Origin of the sequence: Pseudomonas sp. RV120224-01b, from assembly GCF_003208145.1 — a bacterium.
Taxonomy (GTDB): domain Bacteria; phylum Pseudomonadota; class Gammaproteobacteria; order Pseudomonadales; family Pseudomonadaceae; genus Aquipseudomonas; species Aquipseudomonas monteilii.
The window spans coordinates 50115-63393 of the sequence record NZ_QKMQ01000018.1 but is presented as its reverse complement, the minus strand read 5'-3'; the positions used below and the strand labels follow the sequence as shown (position 1 = coordinate 63393).

General features: G+C 59.2%; 15 protein-coding genes. All 15 read left to right on the top strand.

What is annotated here, in order from left to right; translation table 11 throughout:
- Positions 1 to 65: 65 nt before the first annotated feature.
- Positions 66 to 200, top strand: coding sequence for a 50S ribosomal protein L34 (gene rpmH, locus N436_RS23150; RefSeq protein ID WP_003253163.1), 135 nt, complete (start codon positions 66 to 68; stop codon positions 198 to 200).
- Positions 201 to 213: 13 nt separating this feature from the next.
- A complete protein-coding gene (gene rnpA / locus N436_RS23145) occupies positions 214 to 618 on the top strand; it encodes a ribonuclease P protein component (protein ID WP_105947115.1) in 405 nt (134 codons plus the stop codon).
- A complete protein-coding gene (gene yidD, locus N436_RS23140) occupies positions 611 to 856 on the top strand; it encodes a membrane protein insertion efficiency factor YidD (protein ID WP_082426416.1) in 246 nt (81 codons plus the stop codon). The genes rnpA and yidD overlap by 8 nt, the downstream gene beginning before the upstream one ends.
- Positions 857 to 858: 2 nt before the next feature.
- Positions 859 to 2541: a membrane protein insertase YidC gene (yidC, locus tag N436_RS23135; RefSeq protein ID WP_105947116.1), complete on the top strand. Its 1683-nt coding sequence runs from the start codon at positions 859 to 861 to the stop codon at positions 2539 to 2541.
- An 88-nt stretch (positions 2542 to 2629) separates the two neighbouring features.
- Positions 2630 to 4000, top strand: a complete 1371-nt coding sequence (gene mnmE / locus N436_RS23130; protein WP_016712773.1) for a tRNA uridine-5-carboxymethylaminomethyl(34) synthesis GTPase MnmE — start codon at positions 2630 to 2632, stop codon at positions 3998 to 4000.
- Positions 4001 to 4546: 546 nt separating this feature from the next.
- Positions 4547 to 6439, top strand: coding sequence for a tRNA uridine-5-carboxymethylaminomethyl(34) synthesis enzyme MnmG (gene mnmG, locus N436_RS23125; RefSeq protein WP_110742047.1), 1893 nt, complete (start codon positions 4547 to 4549; stop codon positions 6437 to 6439).
- The gene (gene rsmG / locus N436_RS23120; RefSeq protein WP_105947118.1) at positions 6436 to 7086 is read left to right on the top strand and encodes a 16S rRNA (guanine(527)-N(7))-methyltransferase RsmG; all 651 of its coding nucleotides are present in this window, start codon (positions 6436 to 6438) and stop codon (positions 7084 to 7086) included. Before mnmG ends, rsmG begins: the two co-directional genes overlap by 4 nt.
- An 18-nt stretch (positions 7087 to 7104) precedes the next feature.
- Positions 7105 to 7896 carry a ParA family protein gene (locus N436_RS23115; protein WP_012274913.1) on the top strand — a complete coding sequence of 264 codons (792 nt, stop codon included), beginning with the start codon at positions 7105 to 7107 and terminating at the stop codon, positions 7894 to 7896.
- A 9-nt stretch (positions 7897 to 7905) separates the two neighbouring features.
- Positions 7906 to 8778 carry a ParB/RepB/Spo0J family partition protein gene (locus N436_RS23110; protein WP_060499721.1) on the top strand — a complete coding sequence of 291 codons (873 nt, stop codon included), beginning with the start codon at positions 7906 to 7908 and terminating at the stop codon, positions 8776 to 8778.
- A gap of 149 nt (positions 8779 to 8927) precedes the next feature.
- Positions 8928 to 9335, top strand: a complete 408-nt coding sequence (locus N436_RS23105) for a F0F1 ATP synthase subunit I (protein WP_011536507.1) — start codon at positions 8928 to 8930, stop codon at positions 9333 to 9335.
- Positions 9336 to 9351: 16 nt separating this feature from the next.
- On the top strand, positions 9352 to 10221 hold the full coding sequence (gene atpB / locus N436_RS23100; protein WP_003260030.1) for a F0F1 ATP synthase subunit A: 870 nt from the start codon (positions 9352 to 9354) through the stop codon (positions 10219 to 10221).
- A 142-nt stretch (positions 10222 to 10363) separates the two neighbouring features.
- Positions 10364 to 10621 (top strand): F0F1 ATP synthase subunit C, encoded by a 258-nt coding sequence (gene atpE, locus N436_RS23095; RefSeq protein WP_003097235.1) that lies wholly within the window; start codon positions 10364 to 10366, stop codon positions 10619 to 10621.
- Positions 10622 to 10677: 56 nt separating this feature from the next.
- Positions 10678 to 11148 carry a F0F1 ATP synthase subunit B gene (locus N436_RS23090; protein WP_003253189.1) on the top strand — a complete coding sequence of 157 codons (471 nt, stop codon included), beginning with the start codon at positions 10678 to 10680 and terminating at the stop codon, positions 11146 to 11148.
- A gap of 12 nt (positions 11149 to 11160) precedes the next feature.
- A complete protein-coding gene (locus tag N436_RS23085; protein WP_003253191.1) occupies positions 11161 to 11697 on the top strand; it encodes a F0F1 ATP synthase subunit delta in 537 nt (178 codons plus the stop codon).
- A 21-nt stretch (positions 11698 to 11718) separates the two neighbouring features.
- A complete protein-coding gene (gene atpA, locus N436_RS23080) occupies positions 11719 to 13263 on the top strand; it encodes a F0F1 ATP synthase subunit alpha (RefSeq protein WP_016712768.1) in 1545 nt (514 codons plus the stop codon).
- Positions 13264 to 13279: the final 16 nt, after the last annotated feature.

Sequence of the window (13279 nt, the reverse complement as noted above, 5' to 3'; positions counted from 1 at the left end):
AGAATCGCCGGTCTCTTAAAAAGGGGGCCATCCCGGCCCGTCGTCGACAAACCAGGTAACACGCCATGAAACGTACTTTCCAACCAAGCACCATCAAGCGCGCCCGCACCCACGGTTTCCGTGCCCGTATGGCTACCAAGAACGGCCGCGCTGTTCTGTCGCGTCGTCGTGCCAAAGGCCGTAAGCGTCTGGCCATTTGATTTTTCGGCACAGGTGGTGAGTCAGGACTTCAGTCGGGAAAAGCGACTGCTTACACCCCGACACTTCAAAGCGGTCTTCGACTCCCCAACCGGCAAGGTTCCAGGGAAAAACCTGCTGATCCTTGCTCGCGAGAACGGCCTTGATCACCCACGGCTCGGCCTGGTGATTGGCAAGAAGAGCGTCAAGCTCGCCGTTCAACGCAATCGCCTCAAGCGCTTGATGCGCGATTCCTTTCGTCTGAACCAGCAAATGCTCGCCGGGTTGGACATCGTGATCGTCGCGCGCAAGGGATTGGGTGAAGTAGAAAACCCGGAATTGCACCAACACTTTGGCAAACTCTGGAAACGTCTGGCGCGTAGCCGGGCAACACCAGCAGTCACCGCCAATTCCGCAGGGGTAGACAGCCAAGATGCGTAAACTGGCGCTCGTTCCGATCCAGTTTTACCGTTATGCCATCAGCCCCCTGATGGCCAATCACTGTCGTTTTTTCCCCAGTTGCTCCTGTTACGCTCAAGAAGCCATCGAAAACCATGGCCTATGGCGTGGTGGGTGGCTAGCCGTTCGTCGCCTGGGGCGTTGTCATCCGTGGAATGACGGCGGTTTCGACCCCGTTCCCCCCGCTCCTTCCTCCCGAACTTCTTCGATAGCCGAGTAATCATGGATATTAAACGCACGATCCTGATCGCCGCGCTGGCAGTCGTGTCCTACGTCATGGTCCTGAAGTGGAACGATGACTACGGCCAGGCTGCCCTGCCGACTCAGAATACTGCTGCCAGCACCGTTGCTCCGGGCCTGCCCGATGGTGTGCCGGCCGGTAACAACGGTGCCAGCGCCGATGTACCGAGCGCCAACGCCGAATCGAGCCCTGCCGAACTGGCACCGGTCGCACTGAGCAAGGACCTGATCCGAGTCAAGACCGACGTCCTGGAACTGGCTATCGATCCGGTTGGTGGTGACATCGTCCAGTTGAATCTGCCGAAGTACCCACGCCGTCAGGACCATCCGAACATTCCATTCCAGTTGTTCGACAATGGTGGTGAGCGTGTTTACCTGGCACAAAGCGGCCTGACCGGCGCCAATGGCCCGGATGCCCGCGCCAGCGGTCGCCCGTTGTATGCCGCCGAGCAGAAGAGCTACCAGCTGGCCGACGGCCAGGAACAACTGGTGGTCGACCTGAAGTTCAGCGACAACGGTGTCAACTACATCAAGCGCTTCAGCTTCAAGCGTGGTGAGTACGACCTGAATGTCAGCTACCTGATCGACAACCAGAGTGGCCAGGCCTGGAGCGGCAACATGTTCGCCCAGCTCAAGCGCGACGCCAGCGGCGATCCGTCCTCGAGTACCGCAACCGGCACCGCAACCTACCTGGGCGCTGCCCTGTGGACAGCTTCCGAGCCTTACAAAAAGGTCTCGATGAAGGACATCGACAAAGGTAGTTTGAAAGAAAATGTGTCCGGCGGTTGGGTTGCCTGGCTGCAGCACTACTTCGTGACCGCCTGGATTCCGGCAAAATCAGACAACAACGTTGTCCAGACCCGCAAGGACAGCCAGGGCAACTACATCATCGGCTACACCGGCCCAGTCCTCAGCGTGCCTGCTGGCGGCAAGGTCGAAACCAGCGCCATGCTGTACGCCGGTCCGAAAATCCAGTCCAAGCTGAAAGAGTTGTCCCCAGGCCTGGAACTGACCGTCGACTACGGCTTCCTGTGGTTCATCGCCCAGCCGATCTTCTGGCTGCTGCAACATATCCACAGCCTGCTGGGTAACTGGGGCTGGTCGATCATCGTACTGACCATGCTGATCAAAGGCCTGTTCTTCCCGCTGTCGGCTGCCAGCTACCGTTCGATGGCGCGTATGCGTGCTGTTGCGCCGAAGCTCGCCGCACTGAAGGAACGCTTCGGTGACGATCGCCAGAAGATGTCCCAGGCGATGATGGAGCTGTACAAGAAAGAGAAGATCAACCCGCTGGGCGGCTGCCTGCCGATCCTGGTACAAATGCCGGTATTCCTGGCCCTGTACTGGGTACTGCTGGAAAGCGTTGAAATGCGCCAGGCCCCATGGATGCTGTGGATTACCGACCTGTCGATCAAGGATCCGTTCTTCATCCTGCCGATCATCATGGGCGCCACCATGTTCATCCAGCAGCGCCTGAACCCGACCCCACCGGATCCGATGCAGGCCAAGGTGATGAAAATGATGCCGATCATCTTCACCTTCTTCTTCCTGTGGTTCCCGGCTGGTCTGGTGCTGTACTGGGTTGTGAACAACTGCCTGTCGATCACTCAGCAGTGGTACATCACCCGCAGCATCGAGGCAGCCAGCAAAAAAGCTGCTGCTTGACAGGCTACTGCGCTAGCCTGTGAATAAAAAACGCCCCCTAGTGGGGCGTTTTTGCTATCTGTCGTTTTTGTCGTAGAGGCTTTCGAGCATGAACACTGTGCGTGAAACCATCGCCGCCATCGCTACCGCCCAAGGCCGCGGGGGTGTGGGTATTGTCAGGTTGTCCGGCCCTCTGGCTGCCAAGGCCGGCCAGTTGATCACCGGCCGTACACTCACCCCTCGGCATGCCCATTACGGCCCGTTCCGCGACGATGAAGGGCTTGTACTGGATGAGGGGATCGCGCTGTTCTTCCCCGGGCCGAATTCGTTCACAGGCGAGGATGTGCTCGAACTGCAGGGCCACGGCGGACCGGTGGTCCTGGACATGTTGCTGCAGCGCTGTGTACAAGTCGGCTGCCGCCTGGCCCGCCCAGGCGAATTCAGCGAGCGCGCGTTCCTCAATGACAAACTTGACCTCGCCCAGGCCGAAGCCATTGCCGACCTGATCGAGGCCAGTTCCAGCCAGGCGGCGCGTAACGCCCTGCGTTCGCTGCAGGGGGAGTTCTCGAAACGTGTGCACAGCCTTACCGAAGCGTTGATTGCCCTGCGCATCTACGTCGAGGCGGCTATCGACTTCCCGGAAGAAGAAATCGACTTCCTCGCCGATGGCCACGTGCTGTCGATGCTCGATGCCGTACGCAGCGAGTTGTCCACTGTGCAACGCGAGGCCGGGCAAGGCGCTTTGCTGCGTGACGGCATGACGGTGGTCATCGCCGGCCGGCCGAATGCGGGCAAGTCGAGCCTGCTGAACCAGCTTGCTGGCCGGGAAGCGGCCATTGTCACCGACATTGCCGGTACCACCCGGGACATCCTGCGGGAACATATCCACATCGACGGCATGCCACTGCACGTCGTCGATACGGCCGGTCTGCGCGATACCGACGACCATGTGGAAAAGATCGGCGTGGAACGCGCCCTGAAGGCCATTGGCGAGGCTGACCGTGTGTTGCTGGTGGTCGACTCCACCGCGCCCGAGGCCAGCGACCCGTTCGCTTTGTGGCCGGAATTTCTCGACCAGCGGCCAGACCCGGCCAAGGTCACGCTGATTCGCAACAAGGCCGACCTGAGTGGTGAACGGGTCGCGCTGGAGCAGTGTGATGACGGCCATGTGACGATCACCCTCAGCGCCAAAGGCGATGATGCAGGGCTGCAACTGCTGCGCGACCATCTGAAGGCCTGCATGGGTTACGAACAGACTGCAGAGAGTGGTTTCAGTGCCCGTAGGCGCCATCTGGATGCCTTGCGCCAAGCCAGCGAACACCTTGAGCACGGCCGTGCTCAGTTGACCCTGGCAGGTGCAGGAGAGCTGCTGGCTGAGGACTTGCGCCAGGCACAACACGCCCTGGGCGAAATTACCGGGGCATTCAGCTCGGATGATTTGTTGGGGCGGATTTTCTCCAGCTTCTGCATCGGCAAATAATCCACAGCAGGCAAGATCAAGAGCCGCTCCTTCGGGAGCGGCTTTTTTTTGCCTGCAATTTCTCATCTCAAGCCTTGAGGAGATTGCTATGGGAGCGGGTTTACCCGTGACAAGGCCCTCAAAACTCACACATCACTCATCCACAGAAGGCAATCGGTGCTCAGGAGCCCTGTGGAAAACCCGCCTTCAGCTCCGTTGATAAGCAGGCTTTTTTGCTGAGGAAAATCTGGGCTGTGGGTAAAGAGCCATTTAATCCACAGGCTAAATCGTGTTATCCATAACCCTCATGGCACTCCAGCCACAGGGTTTAATTTCTCTCTACAAGCCATGAACAAAGGGCTACAGAACCTTATCCACAGACAAGGCTGTGCATAAGAATAAACATAAAAACAAAGCTTTTTTAAATTTTTCCTCTTTGTTTTCTGTTGTTTGCCACTCATCCACAGACTGGTCAAAATTTGCTCAGACGGTTTCTTTAAAGGGGGTGAAGTCCCTATACTTGTCCGCTTACCTTCTCTATTCGCAAAAACAGGCACGAGGTGCGTGGTGGATTTCCCTTCCCGTTTTGAAGTGATCGTCATCGGCGGCGGCCATGCCGGTACCGAGGCTGCGCTTGCGTCTGCACGCATGGGTGTGAAAACCCTGCTGTTGACCCATAACGTGGAAACCCTCGGTCACATGAGCTGCAACCCCGCCATCGGCGGTATTGGCAAAAGCCATCTGGTCAAAGAGATCGATGCCCTCGGTGGCGCCATGGCGCTGGCCACCGACAAGAGCGGCATCCAGTTCCGCGTTCTGAACAACCGCAAGGGCCCGGCCGTACGTGCCACCCGAGCACAGGCCGACCGCGCCATCTACAAGGCAGTGGTGCGTGAAATCCTGGAAAACCAGCCGAACCTGTGGATATTCCAGCAGTCCTGCGACGACCTGATCGTCGAGCAGGACCAGGTCAAAGGCGTGGTGACCCAGATGGGCCTGCGTTTCTTCGCCGAATCGGTGGTACTGACCACCGGTACCTTCCTCGGCGGCCTTATCCACATTGGTTTGCAAAACCATTCCGGCGGCCGCGCCGGTGATCCGCCTTCGATCGCCCTGGCCCACCGCATGCGTGAACTGCCGCTGCGCGTCGGCCGCCTGAAAACCGGTACGCCGCCACGCATCGATGGCCGCTCGGTGGACTTCTCGGTGATGACCGAGCAGCCAGGCGATACGCCGATCCCGGTGATGTCGTTCATGGGCAATGCCGAAATGCACCCACGTCAGGTGAGCTGCTGGATTACCCACACCAATGCGCGCACCCACGAGATCATCGCCTCGAACCTCGACCGTTCGCCGATGTACTCGGGCGTGATCGAAGGTGTCGGTCCGCGCTACTGCCCGTCGATCGAAGACAAGATCCACCGCTTCGCCGACAAGGAAAGCCACCAGGTGTTCATCGAGCCGGAAGGCCTGACCACCCATGAGCTGTACCCCAACGGTATTTCCACTTCGCTGCCGTTCGACGTGCAGCTGGAACTGGTGCGTTCGATCCGTGGCATGGAAAACGCCCACATCGTGCGCCCGGGCTATGCCATCGAATACGACTACTTCGACCCGCGCGACCTCAAGTACAGCCTCGAAACCAAAGTCATCGGCGGCCTGTTCTTCGCCGGGCAGATCAACGGCACCACCGGTTACGAAGAAGCCGGCGCCCAGGGCTTGCTGGCCGGGACCAACGCGGCCCTGCGGGCGCAAGGCCGTGACAGCTGGTGCCCGCGCCGCGACGAGGCGTACATCGGGGTGTTGGTTGACGACCTGATTACCTTGGGTACGCAGGAGCCGTACCGCATGTTCACCTCGCGCGCCGAATACCGCCTGATCCTGCGCGAAGACAACGCCGACCTGCGTTTGACCGAGAAAGGCCGCGAACTGGGCCTGATCGATGACCAACGCTGGGCCGCCTTCTGCGCCAAGCGCGAGGGTATCGAGCGCGAAGAGCAGCGCCTGAAGGCGACCTGGGTGCGCCCGAACACCGAGCAAGGCCAGGCCATTGTGGATAAGTTCGGCACCCCGCTTAGCCACGAGTACAGCCTGCTCAACCTGCTGGCGCGTCCGGAAATCGACTACGCCGGCCTGATCGAGGCGACCGGCGGTGATGCGATCGATCCGCAAGTTGCCGAGCAGGTCGAGATTCGTACCAAATACGCCGGTTACATCGATCGCCAGCAAGACGAAATCGCCCGCCTGCGTGCCAGCGAAGATACCCGCCTGCCTGTGGATATCGACTACTCGAGCATTTCCGGCCTGTCCAAGGAGATCCAGGGCAAGCTTGGCCAGACCCGTCCGGAAACGTTGGGCCAGGCTTCGCGCATCCCGGGGGTGACCCCGGCGGCGATTTCCCTGTTGCTGATTCACTTGAAAAAACGCGGCGCTGGCCGCGAATTGGAGCAAAGCGCTTGAGTTCCCTGGTCACCCCGCAACACGCCGAAGAGTTGTCCACAGGTGCCCGCCAGCTTGGTGTCGAGCTGAGCACCGAGCATCACGAAAAGCTGCTCGGCTACCTGGCCCTGTTGATTAAATGGAACAAAGCCTACAACCTCACCGCCGTGCGCGACCCCGACGAGATGGTGTCGCGCCACCTGCTGGACAGCCTCAGCGTCATGCCGTTTATCCACAGCGAGCGTGTCAACTGGCTGGATGTGGGCAGTGGCGGTGGCATGCCCGGCATTCCCTTGGCTATCCTGCATCCGGACAAGCGCGTGACTGTGCTGGACGCCAATGGCAAGAAGACCCGCTTCCTGACCCAGGTGAAAATGGAGCTCAAGCTGGACAACCTCACGGTTATCCACAGCCGGGTCGAGGCCTTCCAGCCAGCGCAGCCGTTCGACGGCATCATCTCCCGTGCCTTCAGCAGCATGGAGAACTTCACCAACTGGACCCGCCACCTGGGCGACACCGGGACGCAATGGCTTGCAATGAAGGGGCTGCATCCTGCCGATGAACTGGTAGCATTGCCCGCAGACTTCACAGTGGAAAGCGAACAGGCCCTGACCGTTCCGGGTTGCCAGGGCCAGCGCCATCTGCTGATACTGCGCCGCAAGGCATGACTGGGAACACACGCAACAATGGCTAAGGTATTCGCAATCGCGAACCAGAAAGGTGGTGTGGGCAAGACAACCACCTGTATCAATCTCGCCGCCTCGCTGGCGGCGACCAAGCGTCGTGTGCTGCTGATCGACCTCGATCCGCAGGGCAACGCCACCATGGGCAGCGGTGTGGACAAGCACGAGCTCGAGCACTCGGTCTACGACCTGCTGATCGGGGAATGCGATTTGGCCCAGGCCATGCATTACTCCGAGCACGGCGGTTTCCAGTTGCTGCCGGCCAACCGCGACCTGACCGCCGCCGAGGTGGTGCTGCTGGAAATGCAGGTCAAGGAAAGCCGTCTGCGCAACGCGCTGGCGCCCATCCGCGAGAACTACGACTACATCCTCATCGACTGCCCACCGTCGCTGTCGATGCTGACGCTGAACGCCCTGGTCGCTTCCGATGGCGTGATCATCCCCATGCAGTGCGAGTATTACGCACTGGAAGGTCTCAGCGACCTTGTGGATAACATCAAGCGCATCGCTGCCCGGTTGAACCCGGAGCTGAAGATCGAAGGCCTGCTGCGGACCATGTACGATCCGCGCCTGAGCCTGAACAACGATGTTTCGGCGCAGCTGAAGGAGCACTTTGGCCCGCAGCTGTACGACACGGTCATTCCGCGCAACATTCGCCTGGCCGAGGCCCCGAGCTTTGGCATGCCGGCACTGGCTTACGACAAGCAATCGCGAGGCGCGCTGGCTTATCTGGCCCTGGCCGGGGAACTGGTACGCCGCCAACGCCGTCAATCACGCACTGCACAAACAACTTAAGGAATCCGTATGGCCGTCAAGAAACGGGGTCTCGGACGTGGGTTGGATGCACTGCTCAGTGGTCCTTCCGTCAGCGCGCTCGAAGAGCAGGCTGTGAAGATCGACCAGAAAGAACTGCAACACCTGCCGGTCGAGCTGATCCAGCGTGGCAAGTACCAGCCGCGCCGGGACATGGACCCGGAGGCGCTGGAAGAGCTTGCGCACTCGATTCGCAACCATGGCGTGATGCAGCCGATCGTGGTGCGCCCGATCGGCGACAACCGCTACGAGATCATCGCCGGTGAGCGCCGCTGGCGCGCCACGCAGCAGGCCGGCCTGGACACGATCCCGGCCATGGTCCGCGAAGTGGCCGATGAGGCGGCCATTGCCATGGCGCTGATCGAGAACATCCAGCGTGAAGACCTCAACCCGCTGGAAGAGGCCCTGGCCCTTCAGCGCCTGCAGCAGGAATTCGAGCTCACCCAGCAGCAGGTGGCCGACGCCGTAGGCAAGTCGCGGGTGACCGTGGCCAACCTGCTGCGTCTGATCACGCTGCCTGAGGCGATCAAGACCATGCTCGCCCACGGTGACCTGGAGATGGGTCACGCCCGCGCATTGCTCGGTCTGGAAGAAAACCGTCAGGAGGAGGGGGCGCGTCATGTTGTCGCACGTGGCCTCACCGTGCGCCAAACTGAGGCACTGGTGCGTCAGTGGCTCAGTGACAAGCCTGATCCGGTCGAACCGAGCAAACCTGATCCGGATATCGCACGCCTTGAACAGCGGCTCGCAGAGCGCCTGGGCTCGGCTGTCCAGATCCGTCATGGCAACAAGGGCAAAGGCCAGTTGGTTATTCGTTACAACTCCCTTGACGAGTTGCAAGGCGTGCTTGCTCACATCCGCTGAAACAATTCCTGTTGTAGCGCGCAGTCGGAAATCACTACCGAAGAGTTGAATAGGGGTTAATCCACCCCTATACTCTGCGCGCATTTTGTCGGCACAAATTATGCCAAGTCATAACTGACTTGTTGGTCGACTTCCGAGGAGCAGTTGTGATGGAAATCCGCACGCCAAACCGCCTGCCTTTCCATCGCTGGGCGGTTTTTCCGGTACTGCTGGCTCAATTCGTCGTACTACTGCTGGCAACCTTGGTGTTGTGGCAGTGGAAAGGGGTGGTCAGTGGATATTCAGGCCTTTGCGGAGGTTTGATTGCCTGGCTGCCCAATGTGTATTTCGCCTGGAAGGCTTTTCGCTTCAGCGGAGCTCGGGCGGCACAAGCCATCGTCAAGTCGTTTTACGCTGGCGAGGCAGGCAAGATGATTTTGACGGCAGTGCTTTTTGCACTGACCTTTGCAGGAGTGAAGCCATTGGCGCCGTTAGCAGTATTCGGCGTCTTCGTGCTGACCCTTTTGGTCAGCTGGTTCGCGCCCCTGCTGATGAATAAAAGACTTTCGAGACCTTAGGGCGTTTGAGGCAACCATGGCAGCAGAAACCGCTTCGGGCTATATCCAGCACCACTTGCAGAACCTGACCTACGGTCAACTACCAGACGGCAGCTGGGGCTTCGCCCATTCGGCTGCAGAAGCCAAGGCAATGGGCTTCTGGGCGTTCCACCTGGACACCCTGGGTTGGTCCGTCGCGCTGGGTCTGATCTTCCTGTTCATCTTCCGCATGGCGGCCAAGAAGGCGACTTCCGGCCAACCTGGCGGTCTGCAGAACTTCGTTGAAGTGATGGTCGACTTCGTCAACGGCAGCGTGAAGGACTCCTTCCACGGCCGTAGCCCGGTAATCGCTCCGCTGGCGCTGACCATTTTCGTCTGGGTATTCCTGATGAACGCCGTCGACCTGGTTCCGGTCGACTGGATTCCTCAGCTGGCCATCCTGATTTCCGGTGACCCGCACATTCCGTTCCGCGCCGTGTCGACCACCGACCCGAACGCGACCCTGGCCATGGCCTTCTGCGTGTTCGCTCTGATCATCTTCTACAGCATCAAGGTCAAGGGCCTGGGCGGCTTCATCGGTGAGCTGACCCTGCACCCGTTTGGCAGCAAGAACATCTTCGTTCAGATCCTGCTGATTCCGGTCAACTTCCTGCTGGAATTCGTCACCCTGATCGCCAAGCCGATCTCGCTGGCACTGCGTCTGTTCGGCAACATGTATGCCGGCGAACTGGTGTTCATCCTGATCGCTGTCATGTTCGGCTCCGGCCTGCTGTGGCTCAGCGGCCTGGGTGTGGTGCTGCAATGGGCGTGGGCTGTGTTCCACATCCTGATCATCACCCTGCAAGCTTTCATCTTCATGATGCTGACCATCGTCTACCTGTCGATGGCGCACGAAGATAACCATTAAGACCGCCTGGCGTGTCTGATAGCCTTCCTCGCCTGTTCGGGGGGAGGGCTTAAAAAGTCCGCAAGGGCAGCTGTACTCACGATTTGTTTTACCGCTTCAAACTAAAAACCTAACCAATACGACGTAAAAGTCGGGAGGAAAGATGGAAACTGTAGTTGGTCTGACCGCTATCGCTGTTGCTCTGCTGATCGGCCTGGGTGCTCTGGGTACCGCCATTGGTTTCGGCCTGCTGGGCGGCAAATTCCTGGAAGGCGCTGCTCGTCAACCAGAAATGGTTCCGATGCTGCAGGTTAAAATGTTCATCGTTGCCGGTCTGCTCGACGCCGTAACCATGATCGGTGTTGGTATCGCTCTGTTCTTCACCTTCGCGAATCCGTTCGTTGGTCAGATCGCCGGCTAATCACTCGTCACCACGAGTTGATGGCTGTATGAATTAAGACCGAGCGAGGTGTTGGCGTGAACATTAATGCAACCCTGATTGGCCAATCCGTTGCTTTTCTGATTTTTGTACTCTTCTGCATGAAGTACGTATGGCCTCCGGTCATCACTGCCCTGCAAGAGCGCCAAAAGAAGATTGCCGACGGCTTGGACGCTGCCAACCGCGCAGCTCGCGACCTGGAGCTGGCCCAAGAGAAAGCGGGTCAGCAACTGCGTGAAGCTAAAGCACAGGCAGCCGAAATCATTGAGCAAAGCAAGAAACGCGCTGCTCAGCTTGTCGAGGAAGCCCGTGAACAGGCCCGCGTCGAAGCTGACCGTGTGAAGGCTCAGGCTCTGGCCGAGATCGAACAGGAACTGAACAGCGCTAAAGACGCCCTGCGTGCCCAAGTGGGTGCCCTGGCCGTTGGCGGTGCCGAAAAGATCCTTGGCGCCACAATCGATCAAAACGCGCATGCGGAGCTGGTTAACAAACTGGCCGCTGAAATTTAAGCGAGGGCGATCATGGCAGAACTGACCACGTTGGCCCGACCTTACGCTAAGGCTGCCTTTGAGCATGCCCAGGCCCATCAGCAACTGGCCAATTGGTCAGCCATGCTCGGCCTGGCTGCTGCGGTGTCGCAAGACGACACCATGCAGCGCCTGCTCAAGGCCCCGCGACTGACGAGCGCAGAAAAGGCCGCCACGTTCATTGACGTGTGCGGTGACAAGTTCAATGCACAGGCACAGAATTTCATTCATGTTGCCGCGGAAAACGACCGTCTCCTGCTTCTGCCGGAGATTGCCGCCCTGTTCGACCTGTACAAGGCCGAGCAAGAAAAATCCGTGGACGTGGAAGTCACCAGTGCCTTCGCGTTGAACCAAGAACAGCAAGACAAACTCGCCAAGGTTCTCAGTGCACGGTTAGGCCAGGAAGTGCGCCTGCACGCGTCGGAGGATGCCAGCCTGATTGGCGGCGTCGTCATCCGCGCTGGTGACCTGGTAATCGATGGCTCTGTTCGCGGCAAAATCGCGAAACTGGCCGAAGCATTGAAATCTTGAGTTTGAAGGGGCAGCAGAGCAATGCAGCAACTCAATCCTTCCGAAATTAGTGAAATCATCAAGGGCCGCATCGACAACCTCGATGTGAGCTCCCAAGCCCGTAACGAAGGTACCGTTGTTTCGGTATCCGACGGTATCGTGCGGATCCACGGTCTGGCCGACGTCATGTACGGCGAAATGATCGAGTTCCCTGGCAGCGTATTCGGCATGGCCCTGAACCTGGAGCAAGACTCCGTAGGTGCAGTGATCCTGGGTGCATACGACACCCTCGCCGAAGGCATGAGCGCCAAGTGCACCGGCCGCATCCTGGAAGTTCCGGTTGGTAAGGAACTGCTGGGTCGCGTCGTTGACGCACTGGGCAACCCGATCGACGGCAAAGGTCCTCTGGGCAACACCCAGACCGACGCAGTCGAGAAAGTGGCTCCAGGCGTGATCTGGCGTAAGTCGGTAGACCAGCCTGTACAGACTGGCTACAAGTCCGTCGACGCCATGATCCCTGTCGGCCGTGGCCAGCGCGAGCTGATCATCGGTGACCGTCAGATCGGTAAGACCGCCATGGCCATCGACGCCATCATCAACCAGAAAGACTCCGGTATTTTCTGTGTTTATGTTGCTGTCGGCCAGAAGCGTTCCACCGTTGCCAACATCGTTCGCAAGCTGGAAGAAGCCGGCGCCCTGGCCAACACCATCGTGGTCGTTGCCAGTGCTTCGGAATCCGCCGCACTGCAGTTCCTGGCGCCATACGCCGGCTGCACCATGGGCGAGTTCTTCCGTGACCGCGGTGAAGACGCCCTGATCGTTTACGATGACCTGTCCAAGCAGGCCGTTGCTTACCGTCAGATCTCCCTGCTGCTGCGCCGTCCACCAGGACGTGAAGCGTACCCAGGCGACGTGTTCTATCTCCACTCCCGTCTGCTGGAGCGTGCTTCGCGCGTTTCGGAAGAGTACGTCGAGAAGTTCACCAACGGCGCAGTCACTGGCAAAACCGGTTCCCTGACCGCTCTGCCGATCATCGAAACCCAGGCTGGCGACGTTTCCGCGTTCGTTCCGACCAACGTGATTTCCATCACCGACGGTCAGATCTTCCTGGAATCGGCCATGTTCAACTCGGGCATCCGCCCTGCAGTGAACGCCGGTGTTTCGGTATCCCGCGTAGGTGGTGCCGCTCAGACCAAGATCATCAAGAAGCTGTCCGGTGGTATTCGTACCGCGCTGGCTCAGTACCGTGAACTGGCTGCATTCGCCCAGTTCGCGTCCGATCTGGACGAAGCGACCCGCAAGCAGCTGGAGCATGGTCAGCGCGTTACCGAGCTGATGAAGCAGAAGCAGTACGCGCCAATGTCCATCGCAGACATGGCCCTGTCGCTGTACGCCGCTGAGCGTGGCTTCCTGACTGACGTAGAAGTCTCCAAGATCGGCAGCTTCGAGCAAGCACTGATCGCCTTCTTCAACCGTGATCACGCCGAACTGATGGCGAAGATCAACGTGAAGGGTGACTTCAACGACGAAATCGACGCTGGCCTGAAAGCCGGTATCGAGAAGTTCAAGGCCACCCAGACCTGGTAAGCCGCAGCGGGGGCCG